23 protein-coding genes are annotated in these 24,022 nt (G+C 70.9%); 9 read left to right on the top strand and 14 right to left on the bottom strand.

Annotated features, from left to right (window positions below):
* Positions 1-4 precede the first annotated feature (4 nt).
* Positions 5-1,927, top strand: coding sequence for an anthranilate synthase family protein (locus tag ACIA47_RS27475; protein ID WP_396711290.1), 1,923 nt, complete (start codon positions 5-7; stop codon positions 1,925-1,927).
* Between the two features lie 87 nt (positions 1,928-2,014).
* On the opposite strand, the gene wrbA is transcribed toward ACIA47_RS27475, so the two are convergent.
* From wrbA to ACIA47_RS27455, 4 genes are all read right to left on the bottom strand, one after another.
* Positions 2,015-2,632 (bottom strand): NAD(P)H:quinone oxidoreductase, encoded by a 618-nt coding sequence (gene wrbA / locus ACIA47_RS27470; RefSeq protein ID WP_396711289.1) that lies wholly within the window; start codon positions 2,630-2,632, stop codon positions 2,015-2,017.
* A 292-nt stretch (positions 2,633-2,924) separates the two neighbouring features.
* Complete coding sequence (locus ACIA47_RS27465; RefSeq protein ID WP_091404117.1) at positions 2,925-3,293, bottom strand: DUF3037 domain-containing protein; 369 nt, start codon at positions 3,291-3,293, stop codon at positions 2,925-2,927.
* The gene (locus ACIA47_RS27460; protein ID WP_396711288.1) at positions 3,290-4,048 is read right to left on the bottom strand and encodes a HipA family kinase; all 759 of its coding nucleotides are present in this window, start codon (positions 4,046-4,048) and stop codon (positions 3,290-3,292) included. Before ACIA47_RS27460 ends, ACIA47_RS27465 begins: the two co-directional genes overlap by 4 nt.
* A 64-nt stretch (positions 4,049-4,112) precedes the next feature.
* On the bottom strand, positions 4,113-4,484 hold the full coding sequence (locus ACIA47_RS27455; RefSeq protein ID WP_396711287.1) for a hypothetical protein: 372 nt from the start codon (positions 4,482-4,484) through the stop codon (positions 4,113-4,115).
* Positions 4,485-4,622: 138 nt separating this feature from the next.
* On the opposite strand from ACIA47_RS27455, the gene ACIA47_RS27450 reads away from it, so the two are divergent.
* Positions 4,623-5,792 carry a winged helix DNA-binding domain-containing protein gene (locus tag ACIA47_RS27450; RefSeq protein WP_396711286.1) on the top strand — a complete coding sequence of 390 codons (1,170 nt, stop codon included), beginning with the start codon at positions 4,623-4,625 and terminating at the stop codon, positions 5,790-5,792.
* On the opposite strand, the gene malQ is transcribed toward ACIA47_RS27450, so the two are convergent.
* The 5 genes from malQ to ACIA47_RS27425 all read right to left on the bottom strand — a co-directional run bounded on the left by malQ (position 5,743) and on the right by ACIA47_RS27425 (position 12,277).
* Positions 5,743-7,743, bottom strand: coding sequence for a 4-alpha-glucanotransferase (gene malQ / locus ACIA47_RS27445; RefSeq protein WP_396711285.1), 2,001 nt, complete (start codon positions 7,741-7,743; stop codon positions 5,743-5,745). The genes ACIA47_RS27450 and malQ overlap by 50 nt on opposite strands.
* 210 nt (positions 7,744-7,953) lie before the next feature.
* Positions 7,954-9,162, bottom strand: coding sequence for an ABC transporter ATP-binding protein (locus ACIA47_RS27440; RefSeq protein WP_396711284.1), 1,209 nt, complete (start codon positions 9,160-9,162; stop codon positions 7,954-7,956).
* A 10-nt stretch (positions 9,163-9,172) separates the two neighbouring features.
* Positions 9,173-10,009: a carbohydrate ABC transporter permease gene (locus ACIA47_RS27435; RefSeq protein ID WP_091404101.1), complete on the bottom strand. Its 837-nt coding sequence runs from the start codon at positions 10,007-10,009 to the stop codon at positions 9,173-9,175.
* Position 10,010: 1 nt separating this feature from the next.
* Entirely contained in the window at positions 10,011-10,994 is a 984-nt protein-coding gene (locus ACIA47_RS27430) for a carbohydrate ABC transporter permease (protein ID WP_396711283.1), read from the bottom strand.
* On the bottom strand, positions 10,991-12,277 hold the full coding sequence (locus tag ACIA47_RS27425) for an ABC transporter substrate-binding protein (RefSeq protein ID WP_396711282.1): 1,287 nt from the start codon (positions 12,275-12,277) through the stop codon (positions 10,991-10,993). The genes ACIA47_RS27430 and ACIA47_RS27425 overlap by 4 nt, the downstream gene beginning before the upstream one ends.
* 579 nt (positions 12,278-12,856) lie before the next feature.
* On the opposite strand from ACIA47_RS27425, the gene ACIA47_RS27420 reads away from it, so the two are divergent.
* Entirely contained in the window at positions 12,857-14,977 is a 2,121-nt protein-coding gene (locus tag ACIA47_RS27420; protein ID WP_396711312.1) for a heavy metal translocating P-type ATPase, read from the top strand.
* A gap of 375 nt (positions 14,978-15,352) precedes the next feature.
* Here the strand turns inward: ACIA47_RS27420 and ACIA47_RS27415 are convergent, their stop codons facing one another.
* Entirely contained in the window at positions 15,353-15,607 is a 255-nt protein-coding gene (locus ACIA47_RS27415; RefSeq protein ID WP_203121781.1) for a flavin reductase, read from the bottom strand.
* A 279-nt stretch (positions 15,608-15,886) separates the two neighbouring features.
* Between ACIA47_RS27415 and ACIA47_RS27410 the strand changes: the two genes are divergently transcribed.
* The 5 genes from ACIA47_RS27410 (at position 15,887) to ACIA47_RS27390 (ending at position 18,811) form a co-directional block, all read left to right on the top strand.
* Positions 15,887-16,687: a helix-turn-helix domain-containing protein gene (locus ACIA47_RS27410; RefSeq protein ID WP_396711281.1), complete on the top strand. Its 801-nt coding sequence runs from the start codon at positions 15,887-15,889 to the stop codon at positions 16,685-16,687.
* On the top strand, positions 16,681-16,863 hold the full coding sequence (locus ACIA47_RS27405) for a DUF397 domain-containing protein (protein ID WP_203121782.1): 183 nt from the start codon (positions 16,681-16,683) through the stop codon (positions 16,861-16,863). Before ACIA47_RS27410 ends, ACIA47_RS27405 begins: the two co-directional genes overlap by 7 nt.
* Positions 16,864-17,166: 303 nt before the next feature.
* Entirely contained in the window at positions 17,167-17,871 is a 705-nt protein-coding gene (locus ACIA47_RS27400) for a VOC family protein (protein WP_203121762.1), read from the top strand.
* A 185-nt stretch (positions 17,872-18,056) separates the two neighbouring features.
* The gene (locus tag ACIA47_RS27395) at positions 18,057-18,488 is read left to right on the top strand and encodes a hypothetical protein (protein ID WP_112583019.1); all 432 of its coding nucleotides are present in this window, start codon (positions 18,057-18,059) and stop codon (positions 18,486-18,488) included.
* Positions 18,489-18,535: 47 nt separating this feature from the next.
* Positions 18,536-18,811, top strand: a complete 276-nt coding sequence (locus ACIA47_RS27390; RefSeq protein WP_203121764.1) for a hypothetical protein — start codon at positions 18,536-18,538, stop codon at positions 18,809-18,811.
* A 13-nt stretch (positions 18,812-18,824) separates the two neighbouring features.
* Here the strand turns inward: ACIA47_RS27390 and ACIA47_RS27385 are convergent, their stop codons facing one another.
* The 3 genes from ACIA47_RS27385 to ACIA47_RS27375 all read right to left on the bottom strand — a co-directional run bounded on the left by ACIA47_RS27385 (position 18,825) and on the right by ACIA47_RS27375 (position 21,503).
* Complete coding sequence (locus ACIA47_RS27385) at positions 18,825-19,610, bottom strand: L,D-transpeptidase family protein (protein ID WP_396711280.1); 786 nt, start codon at positions 19,608-19,610, stop codon at positions 18,825-18,827.
* Positions 19,611-20,021: 411 nt separating this feature from the next.
* Positions 20,022-20,732 (bottom strand): HAD family hydrolase, encoded by a 711-nt coding sequence (locus ACIA47_RS27380; RefSeq protein ID WP_112700140.1) that lies wholly within the window; start codon positions 20,730-20,732, stop codon positions 20,022-20,024.
* A 192-nt stretch (positions 20,733-20,924) separates the two neighbouring features.
* Entirely contained in the window at positions 20,925-21,503 is a 579-nt protein-coding gene (locus ACIA47_RS27375) for a TetR/AcrR family transcriptional regulator (protein WP_112602341.1), read from the bottom strand.
* 175 nt (positions 21,504-21,678) lie between these two features.
* On the opposite strand from ACIA47_RS27375, the gene ACIA47_RS27370 reads away from it, so the two are divergent.
* Positions 21,679-22,878 carry a low temperature requirement protein A gene (locus ACIA47_RS27370; RefSeq protein WP_203121768.1) on the top strand — a complete coding sequence of 400 codons (1,200 nt, stop codon included), beginning with the start codon at positions 21,679-21,681 and terminating at the stop codon, positions 22,876-22,878.
* Positions 22,879-22,889: 11 nt separating this feature from the next.
* On the opposite strand, the gene ACIA47_RS27365 is transcribed toward ACIA47_RS27370, so the two are convergent.
* The gene (locus tag ACIA47_RS27365; RefSeq protein WP_396711279.1) at positions 22,890-24,008 is read right to left on the bottom strand and encodes a serine hydrolase domain-containing protein; all 1,119 of its coding nucleotides are present in this window, start codon (positions 24,006-24,008) and stop codon (positions 22,890-22,892) included.
* Between the last annotated feature and the right edge of the window lie 14 nt (positions 24,009-24,022).

The following is a 24,022-nucleotide window of genomic DNA, read 5'->3' as shown; positions in this document are numbered from 1 at the left end:
TCCGATGACCCACCTCACCAACCTGCTCGCCGCCGTCGCGCACGGCGTCGACCCCGGCCCCTTCGCGCTGTTGCGCCGCGAGGGCGCGGACGAACTGGACCTGTTCACCGGCCCGGTCGACACCGTCGAAGCGCTCACCGACCTCCCGCTGCCGCCCGGCCCGCCCGGGGCGCGGACCCTGGCCCTGGTGCCGTACCGGCAGATCACCGAGCGCGGCTTCGCCTGCGTCGACGACGCTGCCCCGCTGGAGTTCCTGAAGGTCCGCGAGCACCAGCGGATCACCCTGACCGACGCCCTCGCCGCGCTGCCCGACGAACCGGTGCACACCACCGACGCCGGCTTCGACGTCAGCGACGAGGAGTACGCGCGAACCGTGCAGCGGGTGCTGTCTGAGGATATCGGCCGCGGCGAGGGCGCGAACTTCGTCATCCACCGCGCCCTGCACGCCACAGTGCAGGGCCCGCCGCTGCGGGCCGCGCTGGCCGCGCTGCGCCGGCTGCTGGTCGCCGAACGCGGCGCGTACTGGACGTTCGTGGTGCACACCGGCACCCGGACGCTGGTCGGTGCCAGCCCGGAGCGCCACGTCAGCGTCGACGACGGACTGGTGATGATGAACCCGATCAGCGGCACCTTCCGCTGCCCCGGTGGCGTCGCCGACCGGGCGGCCCTGCTGCGCTTCCTCGCCGATGAGAAGGAGACCGAAGAGCTGTACATGGTGCTCGACGAGGAGCTGAAGATGATGGCCACCGTCGCCGAACACGGTGGGCAGGTGATCGGGCCGTACCTGAAGGAGATGTCGCACCTGGCGCACACCGAGTACCTGCTCGCCGGGCGGGGCACCCGCGACGTGCGGGAGGTGCTGCGCGAGACGATGTTCGCCCCCACCGTCACCGGCAGCCCGATCGAGAACGCCTGCCGGGTGATCGCCCGGCACGAACGCAGAGGCCGGGGCTACTACGGGGGCGTGCTGGCACTGCTCGGCCACGACGAGGCCGGCCGGCAGACGCTCGACGCCCCGATCCTGATCCGGACCGCCGAGATCTCCCCCACCGGCCGACTGCGGGTGCCGGTCGGCGCGACCCTGGTCCGGCACTCGACGGCGGCCGGCGAGGTGGCCGAGACGCACGCCAAGGCCGCCGGGGTGCTGGCCGCGCTCGGCCTCGGGCCGGCCGCGTCCGTCGGCGACCGCGGGCCGGTCGCGCGCCTGGCCGACGACCCGGCGGTACGCGACGCGCTGGCCGCGCGCAACGCACCGCTGGCGCGGTTCTGGTTGGACCAGCGGTCACCGGACGCACCCGGACTGCCCGGACTGGTCGGCCGCCGGGTGTTGATCGTGGACGCCGAGGACACCTTCACCGGAATGCTGGCCCACCAACTGAACGCGTTGGGTCTCGCGGTGACCACCCGACCGTGGCACGCGAGCGGCCCGGTCGACGACTACGACCTGGTGGTCGCCGGTCCCGGACCGGGCGACCCGGGCAGCGCGGACGAGCCGAAGATGCTGGCGCTGCGGAAGCTGCTGACCGGACTGCTGACGACCGGCCGTCCCACCCTCGCGGTCTGCCTCGGCCATCAGGTGCTGGCCGGGCTGCTGGGGCTGACGCTGCACCGCCGGGATGCGCCCTACCAGGGGTTGCAGCGGGAGGTGCCGCTGTTCGGCCGGAACCGCCGGGTCGGGTTCTACTCGACGTTCACCGCCCGCTCCGAGGCCGACCGGCTGGCCACCGCGTACGGGCCGGTGGAGCTGGTTCGGGACCCGGACGACGGCGCCGTGCACGCCCTGCGGGGGCGCGGCTTCGCCGGGGTGCAGTTCCACGCCGAGTCGGTGCTCAGCCCGGACGGGCTCGCCGTGCTCAGCGAGCTGTTGACCGAGCTGCTGCCCGCGTCGCGCCCGGACGAGCTGTCCGCGACGCGCGGAGGCGCATAGTCGCCCCGGCCCGGGGGTAGGGCTGGATGGACCGGCGGCGCGGACGGGCCGAGAGCCCCCGCCCGCGCCGCCGGTCGCCCTCGTCCGTCAACCGGCCAGGCCCGCCTTCAGCGCGGCCCCCATCTGCACGGCGCGCCGGGCGGTCAGCGCGCAGGCCCCGAGCGCCACGGCGTCCGGCGCGATCTCCCCGTTGTTGCTGGTGTGCGAGGGGCCGTACGGGTTGCCGGCGATGAACTGACTGGTGTCGGTGTAACCGGGGGTGACCACCACACCGCCCCAGTGGTAGAAGACGTTGAAGAGCGAGGTCAGCGTGGTTTCCTGACCCCCGTGCGAGGTCGCCGTCGAGGTGAAGGCGGAGTAGACCTTGTTGGCCAGCGCGCCCTGGGCCCACAGCGGGCCGGTGGTGTCGACGAACTGCTTCAGCTGCGCCGCGACCATGCCGTACCGGGTCGGCGCGCCGAGGATCACCACGTCGGCCCAGGCCAGGTCGTCGACCATCGCCTCGGGCACGTCCTGGGTCTCCAGGCGGTGCGCCTGCCAGCCGGAGTTGGAGCGGATCGCCTCGTCCGGCGCCAACTCGCGCACCTTGCGCAGGCGCACGTCGGCACCGGCGTCCCCGGCGGCCTCACACACGGCCTGCGCCATCTGGTACGTGATGCCGGTGGCGCTGTAGTAGATCACCGCTACCTTGGTCTGGGCAGCCATCAGAGTGTCCCCTCCTCGTCTCGAATCAGCTCCCGCGACTACCCGCTGCGGACGCGCTCTAACGACAGCCCCGGCGCCCCCGGCTACCGGTCCGCCGGCTCAAGTTTTCCGCAACTTCCCGGTCGTTCCGGCCCGACGTCGCGCGCGGACCGCGATCCTGATGCCATCGGTGCCGGCGGGATCGAACCGCCGCCCCGCACCGGGCACCTGAACGGGGGATCGCGCTCCGCCGGCAACGGCGCTGGCGTAGCGCGATCAGGGGACGATCACCGCTCCCGCGCCCCGCTCCGGCTCAGCGGACCAGGGTCGCCATCAGCCGGTCCAGCTCGGCCGCCGGGTCGACGGTGAGACCGGTGTGCACCGGCCCCGTCTGGATCATCGTGCTGCGCGGCGCGGCCAGCCAGTGGAACCGCTCACCGAGCCGCATCCGGGTCGCCGGCCCGTCACCGGAGCAGGTCCGGTCCCAGGAGTCGAGCACCGCGGCCACCGCCGGCAGGTCGACGTCGGGCGCCAGCGCGCGAACCCGGTCGGCGTCGAGGTGCGTTCGCGCGGCCAGGAAGTCGCGCTGCTGGCAGTAGAGCAACACCCCGACGTTGATCTGCTCACCGCGCTCGATGCGGGGCACGAGCCGGATCAGCGCGTACTCGAAGGGTTGCCTCATGCCCCGCTCCCCGATGGCAGCCAGTCGGCCGTGCGGGCGACCCGGCGGGACAGGTGATCCAGGTACGCGTCGCGCGCCGCGCCGGCCGTCTCGAAGTCGGCGGCGGTCAACCACTCCCCCGGCACCAGGGCCAGCACCTCGGTGAGCAGCTCCCGGGTGACCTGGGGGGCCAGCTCGGCGTCGGCCTCGGCCAGCCGCGACGCGTACGGCGCCAGCACGTGGTCCTCCGCGCGGTAGGCACGGTGCACACCGGCCTCGGCGCGTGGCCAGTTGTGGTGGAAGTACAGCGAGGCGCCGTGGTCGATCAGCCACAGCTCCCGGTGCCAGACGAGCAGGTTCGGGTTGCGCCAACTCCGGTCGACGTTCTCCACGTACGCGTCGAACCAGAGCACCCGGGAGGCCAGCGCCGGGTCGACGGGGTGCGCCACCGGGTCGAAGCCCAGCGCCCCGGGCAGGAAATCCATCCCGAGGTTGGCGCCGCCGCTGCTGCGCAGCAGCTCCTGCACCTCCTGGTCGGGCTCGGCCCGCCCGATCACCGGGTCGATGTCGAGGACCACCAGCGGCGGCACCCGCAACCCCAGCCGGCGCGCCAGCTCACCGCAGATCACCTCGGCGATCAGCGCCTTCGGCCCCTGCCCGGCGCCTCGGAACTTCGCCACGTAGGTGCCGAGGTCGTCGGCCTCCACCACGCCCGGCAGCGACCCACCCTCGCGCAGCGGGGTGACGTAACGGATCGCGGTGACCTGGCGGAGCACGCCGCCCACCCTACTGTGGCCGGCCGGGACGGTTGGCGGGCCGGCCTAAACCGGCACGCGCGGGTCAGTCGAGCTTGTCGCGCAGCTTGTCGACCTGGGTCTGCAAGCGGTCCACCGCGTTCTCGTTGTTGACGAACGTGGTGATGCCCGCGGCCAGACCGAGCCCGATCAGCACGGCCAGGATGCTGAGCACCAGGCCGCCGATCGACACGCCACGACCGGTGACGCCGGGTCGGCTCGCCATCTTGAGGCCGACGATGCCGAGGATGACCCCGATGATGCCGAGCACCAGCCCCAGCGGGGCAAGGATCGCGGTCAACACGCTGAAGAAACCGGCCACTCCGAACACCAGGGCGAAGGTCGCGGCGGCGCTCGTCTTCGCGCGGGTGTCCCCCCGATGGCCCCGGGACCCGGCCGGTGCGCTTGCGGCAGTCATGACATTCCCTCCCGTACGCGCGGCGCGCGCACTTCCGGCGAGCCGCATTCCCCCGAAGACCGCGGTTACGCCTCCCACCAGCAGAAGTGTCGGTGGTCGGCCCTAGGCTGGCCGCCCGGCCACCAAAAGGAGCGCCCGATGCCTGTCGACCTCAGTGCGGCCGACGCGCTGGCGCTGCGGATGACCAGCCTGCTGCTGCGCCCACACCCGAGCACCCGACCCGGCACCGTCGCCGAGGTGGTCGAGTGGTTCGGCGCGATGCAGGCACAGGATCTGGCCAGCGGGCTGTGGTCGCTGGGCGCCCGGCTACCCGGTCGCAGCGTGGCAGACGTGCAGGTGGCGTTGGAGCGGCGTGAGGCGCTGCGGACCTGGCCGATGCGGGGCACCGTGCACCTCGTCCCGTCCGCCGACGCCCGCTGGATGCTGGAGCTGACCGGCGTACGATCCCTGGCCGGCGTGGCGACCCGGCGGGCGCAGCTCGGGCTCACCGAGGCCGACGCGGACCGGGCGGTGGACGTCCTCGGCGCCGCACTGGCCGGCGGCGGGCGACTCACCCGCGCGCAGTGCCTGGCCACCCTGCGGGCGGCCGGCCTGGGCACCGAAGGGCAGCGTGGCTACCACCTGCTGTGGTATGCGAGCGTTCGCGGCGTGACCTGCGTGGCGCCGAACGTCGGCACCGAGCAGACCTTCGCCCTGCTCGACGAGTGGGCACCCACGTCCCACCGGCTGGAGCGGGACGAGGCGCTGGCCCTGCTCGCCCACCGCTACGTGCGCGGGCACGGCCCGGTCACCGACCGCGAGTTCGCCGGGTGGAGCGGCCTCACCCTCACCGACGCCCGGCGCGGCCTGGCCGCCGCCGACGACGCGCTGAGCACGGTACGCGTCGACGGCACTCCGATGTACGTCGACGCGGCCCTGGCCGACGCGCCACGCACCGCGCCGGACGACGTGTTGGCGCTGCCCGGCTTCGACGAGTATCTGCTCGGCTTCCGGGACCGCACGTTGATGCTCGACCCCGCCCACCAGGCGGCAGTGGTGCCGGGCAACAACGGCATCTTCCAGGCCACCGTGGTCCGCGCCGGTCGGGTGGTGGGTGTGTGGAAGCGCAAGGTCGGCCGCACCGCGGTCACCGTGACGATCCAGCCGCTCACCACGCTCGACATCGCGGCGCGGGCCCGGGTGGAGCAGGCGCTCGGGCGCTACGCCGACTTCCTCGGGCTGCCGGCCCGCTTCGACTGGCTGACCCGACCCGGCGGCGTCACTGCTCCGGCGGCGCCGGGTCGGCCGGTCGTGGGCGGGCAGCGCTGAGCAGGTCGACGATCCGGGTCACCCGGGGGTCCGCGCGGATCTGCGCCACGCTGGCCGGCAGCGGCAGTCGCCAGTTCGGATACTCGTCCACCGTGCCCGGCATGTTGGGTTGGCGCACCTCGCCCAGCACGTCGTAGAGGGAGACGCCGAGCAGCCGGGTCGGGCTGGCCGCGAGCGCGGCGTGCATCGCCACCACCACCTCGCCGTCGTCGGGCGTCTTCGCCGGTTCAGCCGACTCAGACCCCGACGTCGGCTCGGGCAGCAGGTTCTCGGCAGCCAACATCGTGAGCAGCCGGTCCCGATCGGCGGCGGCGCGGGCCCGCTCCACCGCCACGTCGGTGCCGAGCAGCTTCAACTCGTCGCGCACCCGCACGTGCTCACCGGTCAGGAAGCCGGGCGCGGTGGGCAGGTCGTGGGTGGAGATGGTGGCGAGGGCGTTGCGCGGCCACCGGGCCGGCGGGACGAAGTCACCGGCATCGTCGCGTGCGAACCACAGCACTGTCGAGCCGAGCATGTTGCGCCCCCGCAACCCTCGGGTCACCGCCGGTTGGACCGTGCCGAGATCCTCACCGACCACCACCGCGCCGGCCCGGTGCGCCTCCAACGCGAGGATGCCGAGCATCGCCTCGGCGTCGTAGCGCACGTAGGTGCCCTCGGCGGCGCCGCCGCCCGGCGGCACCCACCACAGTCGCCACAGGCCGGCGACGTGGTCGACCCGCAGACCACCCGCGTGCCGCAGGGTGCGGCGCAGCATGTCCCGGTACGCGGCGTAACCGGTGGCGGCAAGCCGGTCCGGGCGCCACGCGGCGAGCCCCCAGTCCTGGCCGAGCTGGTTGAAGTCGTCCGGTGGCGCGCCGACCCGCACGCCCTGGGCCAGCACGTCGGCGAGCTGCCACCCGTCCGCGCCGCCCGGGTCGATGCCCACGGCCAGGTCGTGCACGACACCGACCGGCATTCCCGCCGAGCGGGCCGCTGCCGTTACGGCGTCGAGCTGCTCGTCGCACAGGTGTTGGAGCCAGGCGTAGAAGGTCACCCGGTCGGCGAGTTGCCGACGCTGCTCGGCTACCGCCGGGGCGTCCGGGTGGTGCAGCTCCGCCGGCCAGGCACGCCAGTCGTTGCCGTGCCGCTCGGCGAGCGCGCACCAGGTGGCGAAGCTGGTCAGCGCCGGGTCCGCGGCAAGGTCCACCGGCTGGGCGTACGGGTGCAGCAACTCCAGGGCGTGCCGCTTGGCGGCCCACACCTCGTCGTAGTCGATCAGGGGACCCCGGTCGGGACGCAGCGCGTCGACCACGGCCCGGGTCGCCGGGTCCGCCGCACGGTACGCGGCGGTGTCGCTGACCCGTAGGTACAGCGGGTTGACGAAGCGTCGGCTGGCGGGCGAATACGGTGAGGTGGCCACCGGATGCGCCGGCCCGACCGCGTGCAGCGGGTTGAGCAGCACCAGCCCGGCCCCGGTGTCACCGGCCCACCCGGTGAACTCGGCGAGGTCACCGAGATCTCCCATCCCCCAGGAGCGCTCCGAGGTCAGCGCGTAGAGCTGGAGCATCCACCCCCAGCTCGACGGCGGGACCGGCAGTCGGCGCGGCACCACCACCAGTGTCACCTCCCGGTCGGCGCAGGCCAGCCGGTGCCAACCAAGGGGCAGGTCCGCCGGCAGCTCACCGTCGACCGCGCGACGGCCACCGTCCTCCAGGGTCACCACCCCCGGGCCGGGCAGCGCCCGGCTGCGCCCGTGGGTGAGCACTACCGTCTCCGGCAGGGCGCTCCGGTCGACCGCGCGGGCGGCGGCGAGCGCGTCGGCGATCGCCGACGGGCTGGTGGCGTCCACGCCGAGCAGCCCCAGCACACCCACCACGGTCTCCGGTGCGACAGCGACGCGGCGATGCCGCCAATCCTCGTACCAGGTGGAAACACCGTTCGCGTTGGCCAACGCGGCCAATCGTCGGTTCATCCCGCCCGCCCCCCGCTTCACGACGCGACCTCCGACCACCCTGCCACGCCCGCTCCCGCGCCGCAGAACACGGCAGGTCGCCCCCCGCCGCGCCAATCCCCCCGCCGCGCCGATCCCCCCGCCGCGCCGATCTTGCACTTCCTGTCCCGACACAAGGGCTATTCCACCTGTATCGACAACCGAAAGTGCAAGATCGGCGCGATCGGGCCGTCAGTCGGCGAGCGCGCCGGCGGCTCGACCCTCGTGCAGGGTCAGGTTGCGGCCGTTGGCCGGGTCGAACAGGTGGATCTTCTCCAGGTTGAACCAGACCCGCCGCGTCTGCCCTTCGGCGACCGGGGACTCGGCGGACAACCGGGTCACCAGGTTGCCGCCGGCACCGGCGAAGTCGGCGGCGCCCGCGTCGGCGGCCAACTCCTCCAGCTCGGCGGCGCTGGCCTTCTCACCCTCGACGGTGAAGTAGACGTACTTGTCCGAGCCCATCGACTCGACGATGTCCACCGGCGCCTCGAACTCCATGCCCCGCCGACGGGTGTCGTCGTCGACCAGTTCGGCGTCCTCGAAGTGCTCGGGCCGGATGCCGAGAATCAGCTCGCGAGGCGCGTCGGCCGACTCCAACTCCCGGCGGACCCGGTCACCGATCGGCACCTCGCCCAGGGCGGTGTGCAGCTCGCCGTCCTGCACGGCGGCGTGCAGGAAGTTCATCGAGGGCGAGCCGATGAAGCCGGCCACGAAGAGGTTCTTCGGGTGGTCGTACAGCTCCTGGGGCGGCCCGACCTGCTGCACCGCGCCCCCGCGCATGATCACCACACGGTCGCCGAGGGTCATCGCCTCGGTCTGGTCGTGGGTGACGTAGACAGTGGTGGTGCCGAGCTGCTTCTGCAGGCGGGACACCACAGTGCGCATCTGCACCCGCAGCTTGGCGTCGAGGTTGGACAACGGCTCGTCCATCAGGAACGCCTTCGGCTGGCGGACGATTGCCCGGCCCATGGCGACGCGCTGACGCTGGCCACCGGAGAGGTTGGCCGGCTTGCGGTCCAGCAGCGAGGTCAGCTCCAGCACCTTCGCCGCCTCGTCGACCTTCCGGTCGATGGTCTCCTTGTCGAGCTTCGCCAGCCGCAGCGGGAACGCCATGTTCTCCCGCACTGTCATGTTCGGGTACAGCGCGTACGACTGGAACACCATGGCGATGTCCCGGTCCCGGGGGGCCTTGTCGTTGACCCGCTGCCCGGCGATGCGCAGCTCACCGGAGCTGATGTCCTCCAGCCCGGCGATCATGTTGAGGGTGGTGGACTTGCCGCAGCCCGAGGGCCCGACCAGGATCACGAACTCGCCGTCGGCGATCTCCAGGTCGACGTCCTGCACGGCGACGGTCCCGTCCGGGAAGCTCTTGCTCACCTTGTCCAGCACGATGTCAGCCATGACTACCCACCTATCCCTTTACCGCGCCGGAGGTCAGACCGGACACGATGCGACGCTGGAAGAAGAGAACGAACAGGATGATCGGAACGGTGATCACCACGGCGGCGGCACAGATCGCCCCGGTGGGGTCCTCGAACTGCGACGCGCCGGTGAAGAACGACAACGCTGCCGGCACCGTGCGCGACCGCTCGGTCGAGGTCAGCGAGATGGCGAACAGGAAGTCGTTCCAGCAGAAGATGAAGACCAGGATCGCCGTGGTGAACAGCCCGGGCGCGGCCAGTGGCGCGATCACCCGCCGGAACGCCTGCCCCTGGGTGGCGCCGTCCATCTTCGCGGCCTTCTCCAGATCCCACGGGATCTGCTTGAAGAACGCCGACAGCGTGTAGATCGCCAGCGGCAGCGCGAAGGTGATGTACGGCAGGATCAGCCCCAGCCAGGTGTCGAAGATCTTGAGCTGACGCTCGATCTCGAACAGCGGCGACACCAGTGACACCTGCGGGAACATCGCGATCAGCAGGGAGACGCCGACCAGCAGCTTCTTACCGGGGAAGTCCAGTCTGCTGATCGCGTACGCGGCCATCGCGCCGAGCACCACAGCGATCAGCGTGGCGATCAGCGCGATGCCGATCGAGTTGACCAGCGCCCTGACGAACTGGTCGGTGTCGAAGATGGTCCGGTAGTTGTCCAGCGTCCACTCCCGGGGGATGAAGTTCCCGTCGGTGAGGGTGGCCGGCGTCTTGAACGACAGCGACGCGATCCACAGCACCGGGACCAGCGCGAAGACGACCACGAGGACGTCGAGCAGACCCCAGCGCAGCTTTGCCCTGGTAGTGGTTTCGACAGCCATGTCAGCGCCTCTCTCCGTCGTCGCTGCCCGGAGCAGCGGTGCCGAACAGCTTCACGAAGACGAAGGCGATGATCGCCACGGTGATGAAGATCAGCACCGACATCGTCGAACCGATGCCGAGGTTGAGACCCCGGATCAGGTTGTTGTAGGCGAGCATCGACACCGACGACGTCTCGTTGCCTCCGGCGGTCAACACGAAAATGTTGTCGAAGACCCGGAACGCGTCCAGGGTGCGGAACAGCAACGCGACCAGGATCGCCGGCTTCATCACCGGCAGCATCACCTTGGTGAACTTCTGCCAGGCGGTCGCGCCGTCGGTGGAGGCCGCCTTGAGCAGGTCCTCCGGGACCAGCGCCAGGCCGGCCATCAGCAGCAGCGCCATGAACGGGGTGGTCTTCCAGATCTCCGCCAGCATGATGATCGCCAGGGAGCTGGCCCGTTCGGTGAGCGGCGCGCCGTCGCTGAACAGGTCGGCCAGGTAGCCGGTGCCGGGCGTCCAGGCGTACCGCCAGGAGAACGCGGCGACCACCGTGACGATCCCGTACGGGATCAGCGCCGAGGTCCGGACCAGGCCGCGCCCGACCAGGGTGCGGTGCATGATGATCGCCAGGCCCATGCCGAGCACCAGCTCGACGGCGACGGTGACCACCGTGATCAGCATGGTCACCCCGAACGCCGTCCACCAGAACTCGTTGGTGAGCACTGTTACGTAGTTCTCCAGCCCGATGAACTCACGCTGGTCGGGGAAGCGCAGGTCGAAGCGCTGCAACGACAGCCAGACCGAGTAGATGATCGGGTACGCGGTCACCGCGATCATGACCAGCGCGGCCGGCGCGCAGAGCAGCAGGCCGAGCCGGCGTTCGGCCTTCTTGTTCTCACTCAGAGGGGCCTTGCGACGGCCGCCGCGTTGCTTCGGTACGGCGGCGGGCCGGCGGGTCTCCTCGGCGGCGACATCGGCGCCGGTCGGCGTGGCGTTGATACTCACGGCAGGACCCCCTTGGACTGGAGGGCGTCAGCGATGGCGTCGCGCAGCTCGTCGGCGGTCTGCTGCGGGCGGATCCCGGACGGCGGCGACAGGATCGCCGACATCACTGTGGAGATGCTCTGGTAGGCGGGGGTCAGCGGACGCGTCGCCGGCTCCTTCAGCTCCTCCAGGATGGTGTCCTTCATCGGGTACGCCTCGGTCATCTCCGGGTCGTCGAAGACCGCCTCGATGGTCGGCGGCACACCGTCGTTGATGGCGGAGAACTTCTGGTGCTCGGCGCTGCGGATGCACCGGGCCGCCTCGAAGGACTGCTCCGGGTGCTTGGAGTAGGAGCTGACCGCCAGATTGACCCCACCGATGGTGACCTTGCTGGGGGTGCCCTCGTCGATGCCCGGGACCCGAGCCCAGCCGACCTGCTTGGCCAGCTCCGGGTTCGCCTCCTGTAGAGCCGGGTAGACGAACGGCCAGTTCACCTGGAACGCGCCCGCGCCGGACTGGAACTCCAGCCGAACCGGGTCCTCGGTGGCGTTGCTGAACGACGGCGAGGTCACGCCCGACGTGGCGAACTTCTTCAGCTGCTCCAACGCCCGGACCGTGCCCTCGTCCATCACGGCCTTCGTACCGTCGTCGTTGAGGATCTTCCCGCCGGCGCTTTCGGCCAGGGTGTTGTAGAGGACGACCAGACCCTCGTACTGCGCGCCCATGGTGAGCACCTGGTACGGCTTGCCCTGGTCCTTGAGCTGCTGGGCCGCGCTGATCATCTGGTCCCAGGTGGTCGGCGGCTGCGGCACCAGGTCCTTGCGGTACCAGAGCAACTGGACGTTGGTGTTCTTCGGCGCCGCGTACAGCTTGTCCTCGTATCGGGCGGTGTCCAACGGCCCGGCGAGGGTGCCCTGCTCGACGTCGGCCTTGTCCTGGCCGGTCCACTCGCGGATCCAGTCGGCGCTGGCGAACTCCTGGGTCCAGGTGACGTCCAGCCCGAGCAGGTCCATCCCGCTGTCCTCGGCGGCCAGCCGGCGCACCATCTGCACCCGCTGGTCGTCGGCCTGCCGGGGCAGCACCCGGTAGGCGATCTCGTACCGTCCCTGGGCCTGCGCGTTGCAGTCGTCGACGACCTTCTGCAGGTTCTGCTCGGGCGGGTAGTACAGGTTGATCGTCGGTGGGCCACCAGCGTCGTCCGCGCCGCACGCGGCCAGCGGCGCCACGAGTGCCAGCGCGGCAGCCGCCGCGCCCAGCCGAACAACCGGCCGGCGTCGGTGTCGAGCCGTTTCGGGGTCCGTCATCGCCCTCCCCCTCTCCTCGGCGAAAGACCGGGGAGGGCATCCGTGCCCCGGCGCACGGCGAGCCGATTCCGAGTCGGCAAGCTGCGGAAACTCCGGCCCGGATGCTCTGTAGCGGCTACTCTGCCCCGCCCGTGAAGTCGCGAAACCTGGCTGTCACACCGAGAGTTCACACAGCGACCGGCCCTCGGTGCCTGCGCCCGAACGCGCGTGTTCGCGCTGTCAGCGGAGGGTTCGGCAGTAACCGACGGGCGGTGTGAGCATGATCGGCGCGCGGGCGGGTAGCGGCAGCGCACCGACTCCTCGCCAAGTTTGGGAGGCACCCATGCGAACACCGCTGTGTCGAGGTTCGAGACCTAGCCGAAGTCGGTCAACCTCGACCGGGCGGGGATCAGGCCGCCAGGCACGAGCATTGCCGCTGGCACCCCGACTCGCCGCGCCGCGCCGCACAGGCCCGCTCGGGTGACGTGCAAGACATCGGCGACCCTAGACGCCGATACCCCCCGGGGGTATATTGAGGGCGAGGAGGCGATCACGATGTCGCACGACCACCAGCACCACCAGCACCACCAGCACCACCAGATGAACATCTCCACCCAGGCGACAGACCGGGTGAACGGACACGGTGACCACCCCGGTCACTCGAAGGAACCCGGCGGGGGCGATGCCCCCGCAGGCAAGCACGACGCGCACGCCGGGCATGACAAGCACGCCGGGCACGACCCGGAGGCGTTTCGGCGCAAGTTCTGGCTGAGTCTGGCGTTGACGGTGCCGATCGTGGTGACCAGTCACATGGTGATGGACTGGTTCGGCTACCAGGTGGACTTCCCGGGCGTCGGGTGGGTGGGTCCGGTGCTGGGCACGGTGGTGTTCGCCTACGGCGGGTGGCCGTTCCTGCAGGGCGCGGTGCGGGAGGTGCGCGACCGGGCGCCGGGGATGATGCTGCTGATCGCGATGGCGATCACCGTCGCCTACGTCGCCTCTCTGGCGACGGCGGTGGGCGCGTTCGACTTGGACTTCTGGTGGGAGCTGGCCGCCCTGGTCACGATCATGCTGCTCGGGCACTGGCAGGAGATGAAGGCCATCGGCCAGGCCCAGGGCGCGCTGTCCGCTTTGGCGGCGCTGTTGCCCGACGACGCCGAACGCCTCGGCGGCGACGGTCAGCCCGAGCAGGTGCGCGTCAGTGACCTGAACGTCGGCGACGTGGTGCTCGTGCGCCCAGGCGGGCGGGTGCCGGCCGACGGGCGGATCTCCGACGGCCGGGCGGAGCTTGACGAGTCGATGATCACCGGTGAGTCTCGTCCGGTGCCGCGCGAGGCGGGGGATCGGGTGGTGGCCGGCACGGTGGCCACCGATGCGGCGATCCGGGTCCGGGTCGAGGCCGTCGGTGAGGACACCGCCCTGGCCGGGATCCAGCGCCTGGTCGCCCAGGCGCAGCAGTCCAGTGGCCGGGCGCAGGTGCTGGCCGACCGGTTCGCCGCCTGGCTGTTCTACATCGCCAGCGCCACGGCCGTGGTGACGCTGCTTGTCTGGACGGTGTTCGGCAACCTCGACGAGGCGGTCGTGCGCACGGTGACGGTGCTGGTGATCGCCTGCCCGCACGCGCTCGGCCTGGCGATCCCTCTGGTGATCGCTCTGTCCACCGCCGTCGCCGCCAAGGGCGGCATCCTGATCAAGAACCGCCTCGCCCTGGAACGGATGCGCACGGTCGACGCGGTGTTGTTCGACAAGACCGGCACCCTGACCCGCGGCGAGCACGCCGTCACCGGCGTCACCGCCGCCACCGGAAGCAGCGACGCCGACGTCCTGGCGATCGCGGCGGCGGTGGAAGCCGACAGCGAGCATCCCCTCGCCCGGGCCATCGTCACTGCCGCCGCCCAGCAGGGGGCCCGGCGCACCGCGACGGGGTTCCGGTCACTGACCGGGCGCGGGGTACGCGCCGAGGTCGACGGCGTCAGCTACGCCGTCGGCGGGCCCGCGCTGCTGCGCGAACTGCGGGCCGCAGCGCCGGATGACCTGCGCCGCCAACACGACGAGTGGTCGGGCCGGGGAGCCGCGGTGCTGCACCTGCTGCGCCTCGACGACGACCAGGCCAGGGTGATCGGCGCCCTCGCCCTCGAAGACCAGGTCCGTCCCGAGGCGCGGCAAGCCATCGCCGAACTACGCCAGCAGGGCATCCGCAAGATCGCCATGATCACCGGTGACGCCCGCTCGGTCGCCGAGGCGGTCGCCGCGGACCTGGGCTTTCGCCCGGGCGAGGACGAGGTGTTCGCCGAGGTGCTGCCAGCGGACAAGGACGACGCCGTGGCCGAACTACAGAAACGCGGACTACGAGTGGCGATGGTCGGCGACGGCGTCAACGACGCCCCCGCGCTGGCCCGCGCCGACGTCGGGATCGCGATCGGCGCCGGCACCGACGTCGCCATCGAGTCCGCCGGGGTGGTCCTCGCCTCCTCCGACCCGCGCGCAGTGGCAGGGGTGATCCGCCTGTCCCGCGCCTCCTACCGAAAGATGATCCAGAACCTGGCCTGGGCCGCCGGCTACAACGTGATCGCCCTCCCGTTGGCCGCCGGCGTCCTCGCCTGGGCCGGGGTGACCCTCAGCCCCGCGGTCGGGGCCGTGCTGATGTCCGCCTCCACCATCGTGGTCGCCCTCAACGCCCAACTCCTGCGCCGCGTGCACCTGCGCCCCGCGAGCGAGTGAAGCGCGGCGATCGCGGAATCGGCCACAGCAGCCCCACCACCGCCGTACCGGCCCCGCCCGCCGCCCAAGACGGATGCACCAGCGACACCTGCGACCAGCAAACGGTCACACCGGCCGGCCACGGCAACGGGCACATGCCCGGCTGGCAGGTGTGCCTGGCCGTGGTCACCGCTCTCAGCCTCGCGGTTGTCCTCGGTCTCCTGCTGTTCACGCGCACCAGCCGGCTGCTTCTGCACGAAGCCGAGTGGCCCTCGGAGCGGTTCGAGGCGGAGCGCGCCAAGATCCGCGCCGCCGCGGTGCTCACCGGCGAGGGACCCGGGTACACCGACGGGTGCGCTGATCCACTTCCCGGGATGAACGACGGCGGGCTGAGCGTCAGCTCCGGGCCCTCGCCCAGGAGAGGAAGCGCTCGGTCATCCGGGCCGGCGGGTGCTCCGGGTGGAGTTGGGTGAGCTGGTTCGTCGCCTCGTGCATCAGGGTGCCGAGGTAGATCAGCAGCGCGGTCCGGCTGGTCCGGTACTCCGTGAGCAAGGCGAGCTTGGCCGGCTGGCAGGGCCACTCCTTGCCGCAACTGCGGCACCGCCACAGCGGGCGCATGGCGACGTGCGGCACGGGCGGCCGGACCACCATCACCACCGCCGCACTCTGGGCTGCTGGTCTGTCGTGGTGAGCACATCGACCTCCTCGGGGACCGGCGAAGGGGCCGCTCCCGCAAGGGGGAGACGGGAGCGACCCGGGGGCAGAGCCCACCGCCGCCATTCCGGCCACCAGCGGACCCGCCACTGGTGACAGTCTGGTGATGAGGCGACTACCGTCGATACGTGCTCACGCCATCCGTGCAGCTCAGCGGCCCAGGTGAGCACCGATGAGGGGCACGCCGGGCCAGACCGAGCGAAGGTTGGGGAATCGATGGGGACCGTCACCGACTACGTGCTGGAGGAGTTGCGCCTGCTCCGGGCGGAAACTGGGCTCAGCCAGGACGACTTCGGCAGGGGCATCGGCTATTCGGGTTCACACGTCAGCTCGGTGGAGACCGGCGGGCGACCGCCCACGAAGGAGTACATGCGAGCGGTCGACACCCAGCACCGGACCGGCGGACGCTTCCTCCGCATGCTGGACGGGCTGGCCCGGCTCGACGCCGAGCCGGCGTGGCTGCGCGAGTGGATCGAGTTCGAGCGGGAGGCGACCACGCTGCGCTGGTTCGAGTTGGCGTATGTGCCGGGCCTGCTCCAGACCGAGCGGTACGCCCGCGCGACGCTGGCCGGTGGCCGGTTCGACGCCGAGGACGTGGACCGGATCGTCGCCTCCCGGCTGGAGCGGCAGGCGATCCTGCACCGCGCGCACCCGCCGCAGCTCATCGCCGTACTGGACGAGGCGGTGCTGCGCCGGCCGGTGCTCGACCAGCCGGGCCTCATGGTCGAGCAGTGCGAGCACCTGGCCCAGTTGACAACGGCGGAGCATATCCAGGTGCACATCGTCCCGGTGGATGCTGGGATGTATCTGGGGCTCGCCGGTCAGTTCATCATCGCCGAGATGCCCGACGGCGAGCGGGTGGCTCACGCCGACAACCAGCTCACCGCGCAGTTCGTCGATGCCTCGGCCGACGTCGCTAAGCTGGCGAAGACGTGGGAGATCGTGCGGAACGAGGCGCTCCCCCGCCGGCAGTCAACCGACCTGATCAAGGAAGTGGCGAAGTCATGGGCATGCTGACCCCACAGTGGCGAAAGTCGACCCGGTCCGGCGGCAACGGCGGATCCTGCGTCGAGGTCGCCGACAACCTGCCGAGCGTGGTGCTGGTGCGCGACACCAAGGACCGCGACGGCGGCACCCTGCACGTCGACCCGACGGCCTGGAAGGCGTTCGTCGAGTACGCCAAGCAGCACTGACGCGAAGCCCGGAGAAGCCCTCACGCGGGGGCTTCTCCGGAGGAGACATGCCCGACCGGCCGCCCGCGTCGATCTTGCAGTTTCGGTCGCCGAAAAGCGTGCAATGCCCCCTACGTCGGGACAGCAAGTGCAAGATCGCGGCCGGGTCCGGTCGATCAGGGAGTTGCGGTGCCCGGTTTGGGGTTATACGGGGACCTTGCCACCCACCACAACTCCATGATCGACTAGGCGTCGAGCGGCACTGACTCCGCCACGCGGCGCTTGTTCCACCGGTGTCCTGCCCGGACCGGGCATGCTTGAACGATGATCGCGCGCTTCAAGGACCTCTGTCTGGACGCTACCGACCCGCTCGCACTCGGCGGCTTCTGGGCCCGGATGCTCGACGGTGACATGGCCGATGCCGGTGACGACGACACCCGGGTGGATCCCCGCTCGGCGCGCTCCAACGCGGAATCCATCTGGGTGAACAAGGTGCCCGAGCCTCGGGTCGGCAAGACCCGCGTACACCTGGATCTGCGGTTGGCCGACGCGGACCGGGCGGCGCTGCTCGCGGACGGCGCCCGGCTGGTCCGCGAACCGGGCGGCGACGCGTCCTGGTGGGTGTTGAACGACCCGGAGGGCAACGAGTTCTGCGCGTTCCCGGCCCGCGACGGCACCCGACCGGGCCCGTTCGAGCTGGTGGTGGACTCGGCCGACCCGGCAGCGCAGGCGACCTGGTGGGCCGGCGTGCTCGGCGGCACCATCGAGCACGAGTCGAGCACCTCGTCGGTGGTCGGCGCGGCCGGGTTCCCGTGGGAGTACTGGGTGTTCGTCGCGGTGCCCGAGCCCAAGACGGTCAAGAACCGCCTGCACTGGGACGTCGACCTGGTCGACCCGGAGCCGATGGCGCTGATCGCGGCGGGCGCGACGCTGCTGCGGGAGCCGCTCGACGAGGCGCACTGGTGGTGGGTGCTGGCCGACCCCGAGGGCAACGAGTTCTGCGCCTTCGCCCCACGCCCCACCGGGTGAACGACCGACTACCGAGCGCGGGCATCGTCGGCTAGCGTTTTCCTAGCGCCGTAGCCGGCGCGTTCGCCGCCGCCGTCGACACGCCTCCGGCCGACCCATGCCTGCCCGATCGGTTGGTAATCGCGGGAACGTCCCACCGCCGCTCCCCCGGTTCGGCAGGATCGTCCCAACGAGGAGGTGCCGTCGTGCAGGACACCCGCGCTCTCGCCCTGACATTCGAGGTGAGCGGCCTGCCACCGGTCAAGACCGAAGCGTTGTCCATCTTCGCCGCCGGGCACCGGCAGGCGACGAGGGTCCGCACCCTGCTCCAGGCCGCCCTCGCCGCGGCCCAGCGCACCGGCTGGACGCCGTTGCCCGGGCCGATCGAGGTGGACCTGGTGTTGCGCTGCCCGCCCGGGCACCGTACGTCTGACGCCAGCACCCTTCTCGGCGGCGTCTGCGCGGTGTTGCAGGACAAGAAGCGGGTGTCGAGCATCGGCCTCGCCCACCTCGGCGTGCTGGTGGACGTCGCCCTCTACGACGACGACCGGCAGATCCGCCGGCTGTCGTACCACGAGGAGCCGGCGGAGGAATTCTCGTACCAGGTGCGGGTTGCCGCCGTACCGACCGGGGTTTGACCGACGTTCGCGGTGGGGTATCGCGGACGCCGACGAAGGGAGCACCGATGTCGGAGCCACACGTCACGCTCGACCCCCGCGGGCTCGATCCTGTGCAGCAGAAGCTGCGCGGCCCGCTGGAGGAGCAGCTGACCTCGGCGCTTCAGGCGGCCACCGAGCGGGTCCGTACCGGCTACGCCGGTGAACCGGTCGAGCAGGTCTGCCAACGACTGTTGGAGGAGACCCGCTCCGGGTTGCATCCCGACATCGCTGCCGGGTTCAACCCGGACATGGACGAGTTCTGCCGGGTGGCGGTGTCAATCGTCCGGCGCGAGGCCGGCTGAGCCGCAGCGGTTCTCAGTATCGGCTCAGCTGGGCGTACGGGCTGAGCACGATGCGTGGTGACAGCGCCGGGTCCAGCCAGTTGAGCACGTCGACCAGGTGACCGTGGGCGAGGGAGACGCAACCAGCGGTGGCGTTGCCGGCGCTGGTGCTGAACTGGTGCAGGAAGATCCCGCTGCCCGCGTTCGGCACCGGCTTCGGCACGTTCGGCGGCATGTTGTAGGTGATCACCGCGAAGTGCGTGTACGCGGGAACCTCCTTCCACAGCGCCTCGCTGGCCCCGCCCGGGTTGGTCGCACTCTGCTGGAAGGTGTTGTAGAGCGCGGACGACGGGTTCTCGTTCCACCAGTCACCGCTGACCAGCCGGTGGTAGGGGAATCGCACGCCCGGGTTGGCGGCGATGCCGTACATGGTGGGGCCGATCGAGTAGACGCCGGTCGGCGTGGTCGGCACACCCTCCACGTGGTTGTCGCTGAAGCCCTTCGAGCCGATCCGGGCGGGCAACGACCCCGAGGCCGGCTGCCAGCTGTTCCGGACCCGCACATACGCCTCCAGCGTGGCGTAGGTCGTGGTGTAGCTGCTGGCGCCGACGATGATCACCTGCTTCGTCTCCGCCGGCAGCGTCGTCAATGCGCTGGCCCGGTTCTGGGGCTGCCACCTCGGCCAGGGTCGCTGCGCCGGGGCTGTGCCCCAGGCCGGCCGCAACGGCCGGTCCGCCGCGAGTGCGGGCGCGGCCGGAGCGAGCACGGCCGGAGCGACCAGACCCGCCGCCGCGCCGAGTAGGAGAGATCTGCGCTTCATGCCGCCATCCTGACAGTCGAACCGGCGTGCGGTCTGCCCCGCTCGCAACGGTCGTACGATTCGCGGGCCGGGTCAGGACCGGGTCCGCAACTACCCGGCCCTGACCCTCGGCCGTCCGGCAGGGAAGCGGACAGCTCCGGCACCCCGCCGTGCGGGCGTGGCGGCGACGCCACGCGCCACAACGGGGTGAGCCGGCCACTTCGCACTCAGCTCCACGGTGCCCACCCGCCGAACGCCGACGCGCCCCCGACACACCCCGAAGGGCCGTGAGCGCCGGACCAGGCTAGGCGCGCTCAGACCGGCCGGACAAGCCGCGTCGGACGACTGGCGGCAGGACTGATCCCACGATGAAAATCGGGCAGGTTGGCGTAACACGACCATGATCGCCGACGCTGTTCGGCTTCGGTACGCTCAGAAGTGGCGCAGCAGGTCCCGGAACGCGGCGAGCCGCAGCACCCCGCCGTCGGTCGGGTCCAGCTCGTCGTCCTCCAGCACCCAGGTGTTCGCGTTCGGAATGAACACCGCGTTCAACCCTGCGGCGCGCGCCGGCAGGATGTCGGACTTCGGGGAGTTGCCGATCATCCACGCACCGTCCGGCGCGAAGCCGTGCTCCCGAGTCAGCCACCGATACGTGTCGACGTTCTTCTCGGCGACGATGTGCGCGGCCCCGAAGTGGTGCAGCAGACCGCAGGCGTCCAGCTTGCGCTGCTGCTCCTCCCGATCGCCCTTGGTGAGCAGCAGCAACTCGTGCCGGCCGGCCAGCTCGTCGAGCGCGTCGGCCACCCCGGGCATCAGCTCCACCTGGTGCTCGACGAGGGCCACCGCCAGCCGGTCGATCTCCTGACGTTCGGAGTCGGTGGCCGGGCGCTCGCGCAGCCGCTCCAGGCACTCCGCCAGGCTGCGCAGGAAGACCTTGCTGCCGTACCCGTGCGCCACAGCGTTGGCCCGCTCGATGTCGTCGAGGACGGCCCGCAGCGCGGCCCGGTCCAGGGTGGGGTGGTCCAACCAGCCCAGGAAGTCGTCGATCACCCGCTCGAAGACGACGTTGTTCTCCCACAACGTGTCGTCCGCATCGAAGATCAACACCTGTGCCTGTCGTCGCGCCGCCACGCCGACCGTCATGCCGTCCCCTCCCAATGCCACCGCCCCCAAAGCCGAGAGACAGGATAGGCGGGAGATCCATTTGAGATCTTCCGGATTTTCGGGAACCGTTCCGGCGCGGCCGTCGTCATGCGGAGGCGACATCCATGATGATTCCCGACGACCGCCAGCCCATCAACTGACCACGATCGGGGGGCGTCGGCGGCGGCCTGGTCAGGGCCACCGCAGCAACCGTTGCGCGATCAACGCTTCGCGGTCCTCCTGCCCCTCGGGTCGCAGCCGGCCACCGCGGGTGAGCATCACCACGCCGTGCAGCAGGCTCCAACCCACCTCGGCCAGAGTGTCCGGGTCCCGCCCCTCGGCCAGCGGGGTCAGGGCCGCCCGCAGCTCGGCGAAGACCGCCCGCGGCGCGGCCGGCACGCCATCCACGCCGAGGGCCAGGTCGGGGGTCAGCGCGAGCATCGCGTCATAGACCTCGGGATTCGTGTACGCGAAGTCGAGGTACGCGGTCGCGACCGCCGGCCAGACCCCCTCGGGGCTCCCGGCGGTTTCCGCATGCGCCTCGGCGAGGTCGGCGGCCAGATCGGCGAAGGCGCACACCGCGACCGCGGCGATCAGCGCCTCCAGATCGGCGAAATGCCGATAGATGTCGCCCATGTCGATCTCGGTTCGTTCGGCGAGCCGTCGGGTGGTCACACCCGCCCAGCCCTCCGTCTCGGCCAACTCTCGCGCGACCGTGACGATGAGGTCACGCCGGTCCTGTTCAGTGGCCTTCTCGGCAGGTCCGGGCACGCCCACGAGCGTAGAGGCGTACACCTGCCGTAGCGGTCGGGTGACGGATTGGTGACTGTTGTGGGTCGCCGGCCCGTTCGCTCCACGTGCCACAGCCGCACCCTGGCTCGTTAGGCGAGGAGATCACCGCGACGGGAGGGCACGTGGTTCGGCGACACCGGCGCGTGGCGAGCCGATGAGGAACACCCCCGACAGACTGTTGCGCAGCGAAGCCACCCGCCAGCGGGCCACCTTTCTGGAGCTCTTCCTCGACCTGGTCTTCGTCTTCGCCCTCACCCGGATCTCCGCGCGGCTGATCGCCGACTTCACCGACGGCCAACGCGGCGTGTACGCGGGTCTCGGCCAGGCTCTGCTGCTGTTCCTGGCACTGTGGGCGGTCTGGTCGGTGACGGTCTGGTCGACAAGCTGGCTGGACCCGGACGCCCCGATCGTCCAGACCGTCATCATCATGACGTTGGTCGGTGCCATGACGATGGCCGTCGCCGTGCCGCACGGCTTCGGCGCACGGGCCTCCCTCTTCGCCATCACCCTGGTGACTCTCCAGATCGGCCGAGTGGTGTTCTTCCACGTCGCCGGGCACGGCCGGCCGGACCCACAACAGTCGATCCGGATCCTGTTCTGGTTCGGCTTGAGCGCACCGCTCTGGGTCATCGGCGGGCTGGTCAACGACGGCACGGTTCGCGGAGCACTCTGGACCCTCGCCGTGCTGATCGACTACGCCGGGCTGTTCCTCGGCTGGCCGACCCCGCGACTCGGCGCGCAACGGCTCGGCGTCCAGATGATCGCCGCCGAGCACCTGGCCGAGCGGTACCAACAGTTCCTCCTCATCGCTCTCGGCGAGGCGATCTTCGTCATCGGGCTCGCCTTCAGCGGCAGCGAGTTCCACACAGACCAGACGGGTGGGTTCATCCTGGCGCTGGCGAGCACCGTCCTGCTCTGGCGGATCTACTTCCACGTGGCGGGAGGGATGCTCGGCACGGCCGTCGACCGTTCCCGCGACCCGGCCCGACTCGCGACCGAAATGGCGTTCGCCCACATGGTCATGATCGCGGGGATCGTGCTCACCGGCGTCGGCTTCGAGCTGTTCATCGCCGAGCCGCTCGGGCACCTCCCGGCGACCTGGCTCATCGCCATCTTCGGCGGCCCGGTGCTCTTCCTCGCCGGACGATCGGCGCTCGAATACCAGGTCTTCGGTCGGGTTTCCCGGCCCCGGCTGGCCGGCCTGCTGGCGTTCGGCCTGCTGATCCCGGCAGCACTGCACCTCCAGCCGCTCACCGCCGGCGCGGTCGCCGCCGTGGTGCTGCTCGGCGTCGCTGGCGCGGACGCGCGACGATCCCTCCACCGGTCGCCGGAAACGCCCGCGCCCCCGTACTAGGGTCTCGCTGGTCAGCCGCAGAGCGCCTTGTTCAGGAACGCGTCGACGGCGTCGTCCGGGTCGCCGCTGAAGTCGGGCGTGAGCGCGATCGTGACCTGGCGGCGCCGGTCATCGGTCAGGTACGACCAGGACTGGTACGCCAGGGCATCGCCGTCGTTGCCGTACACCCGGATTCCGCACGAGGTGTCCCGCCACCAGGCCAGCCCCAGCCCGTACCGGCCGCCCTCGACACCCGGTGTCTTCATTTCTTTGAGCAGGTGATCCGGCAGGAGGCGCCCACCCAGCAGTGCGGCGAAGAACCGGTTGAGGTCGCCCGTCGTGGAGATCATCTCGCCACCTGCGCCCATCACCGTCGGGTTCATCTTCGTGTAGTCGACGAGGCTCGACTCGCCGTTCTGCCGTATCCGCACGTAGCCGTGCGGATGCGGGCCGGTGATTCGCGAAGATGTCCCCGGCACAGAGGTGTCGCGCAGCCGCAACGGTTTGATGACTCGGTGCTTGATCTCCTCGCCGTACGACTGGCCGGTGGCCTTTTCGACGATCTGGCCGAGCAGGAGGTAGGCGGTGTTCGAGTAGGCAAAAGCCGAACCCGGCGGGTCGAAGACCGGCGGGTTGGCCAGCGCCCGCTGAACAAGCTCGGTCGGGCTCCAGGTCCGCCACCGGTTGTGCAGGAACTCCGGTTCCGGCGGCAGCGGCAGCGTGTGCAGATAGTCGTACAGGCCGCTGGTGTGGTTGAGCAGTTGACGCACTGTGACGCGGTGACCGTCCGGAACGACTCCGGGCAGCCATCGGTCGACCGTGTCGTCCAGCCGTAACCACCCCTCGTCGACGAGTTGCAGGACGACGGTGGCGACGAACGTCTTCGTGACGCTGCCGACCCGGAATCGGCCCGCCACCGGGACGGGCCGCTGCTCGCCCAGTTCGGTGACACCGCTGGCGCCGCGCCAGACGCCATGCTCGTCACGCACTTCCGCCAACGCACCCACCGCCCCGGCGGCCACGACGTCGTCCAGCCGCTTCTGGAGCGCGCCGCGATCCGCTTCCTTTGACGCGGCGTTGGCAACGGCCGGCACCCCGATCACCGCCAGAGCCGTAGTCACAGCGACCAACGCCCGATGCACTCGCTTCATCCCGACCCCCAGGG

Source organism: Micromonospora sp. NPDC051227 (genome assembly GCF_044455385.1).
In the GTDB taxonomy this organism is placed as follows: domain Bacteria; phylum Actinomycetota; class Actinomycetes; order Mycobacteriales; family Micromonosporaceae; genus Micromonospora.
The sequence above is the reverse complement of the archived record's forward strand: the minus strand, read 5'-3'. Positions and strand labels throughout refer to the sequence as shown.

Coding starts and splice junctions, on each gene's coding strand:
- ACIA47_RS27475 (WP_396711290.1), top strand. CDS start 5: ATGACCCACCTCACCAACCTGCTCGCCGCCGTCGCGCACGGCGTCGAC.
- wrbA (WP_396711289.1), bottom strand. CDS start 2,632: ATGGCTGCCCAGACCAAGGTAGCGGTGATCTACTACAGCGCCACCGGC.
- ACIA47_RS27465 (WP_091404117.1), bottom strand. CDS start 3,293: ATGAGGCAACCCTTCGAGTACGCGCTGATCCGGCTCGTGCCCCGCATC.
- ACIA47_RS27455 (WP_396711287.1), bottom strand. CDS start 4,484: ATGACTGCCGCAAGCGCACCGGCCGGGTCCCGGGGCCATCGGGGGGAC.
- ACIA47_RS27450 (WP_396711286.1), top strand. CDS start 4,623: ATGCCTGTCGACCTCAGTGCGGCCGACGCGCTGGCGCTGCGGATGACC.
- malQ (WP_396711285.1), bottom strand. CDS start 7,743: ATGAACCGACGATTGGCCGCGTTGGCCAACGCGAACGGTGTTTCCACC.
- ACIA47_RS27440 (WP_396711284.1), bottom strand. CDS start 9,162: ATGGCTGACATCGTGCTGGACAAGGTGAGCAAGAGCTTCCCGGACGGG.
- ACIA47_RS27435 (WP_091404101.1), bottom strand. CDS start 10,009: ATGGCTGTCGAAACCACTACCAGGGCAAAGCTGCGCTGGGGTCTGCTC.
- ACIA47_RS27425 (WP_396711282.1), bottom strand. CDS start 12,277: ATGACGGACCCCGAAACGGCTCGACACCGACGCCGGCCGGTTGTTCGG.
- ACIA47_RS27420 (WP_396711312.1), top strand. CDS start 12,857: ATGAACATCTCCACCCAGGCGACAGACCGGGTGAACGGACACGGTGAC.
- ACIA47_RS27415 (WP_203121781.1), bottom strand. CDS start 15,607: ATGGTGGTCCGGCCGCCCGTGCCGCACGTCGCCATGCGCCCGCTGTGG.
- ACIA47_RS27410 (WP_396711281.1), top strand. CDS start 15,887: ATGGGGACCGTCACCGACTACGTGCTGGAGGAGTTGCGCCTGCTCCGG.
- ACIA47_RS27405 (WP_203121782.1), top strand. CDS start 16,681: ATGCTGACCCCACAGTGGCGAAAGTCGACCCGGTCCGGCGGCAACGGC.
- ACIA47_RS27400 (WP_203121762.1), top strand. CDS start 17,167: ATGATCGCGCGCTTCAAGGACCTCTGTCTGGACGCTACCGACCCGCTC.
- ACIA47_RS27390 (WP_203121764.1), top strand. CDS start 18,536: ATGTCGGAGCCACACGTCACGCTCGACCCCCGCGGGCTCGATCCTGTG.
- ACIA47_RS27385 (WP_396711280.1), bottom strand. CDS start 19,610: ATGAAGCGCAGATCTCTCCTACTCGGCGCGGCGGCGGGTCTGGTCGCT.
- ACIA47_RS27380 (WP_112700140.1), bottom strand. CDS start 20,732: ATGACGGTCGGCGTGGCGGCGCGACGACAGGCACAGGTGTTGATCTTC.
- ACIA47_RS27370 (WP_203121768.1), top strand. CDS start 21,679: ATGAGGAACACCCCCGACAGACTGTTGCGCAGCGAAGCCACCCGCCAG.
- ACIA47_RS27365 (WP_396711279.1), bottom strand. CDS start 24,008: ATGAAGCGAGTGCATCGGGCGTTGGTCGCTGTGACTACGGCTCTGGCG.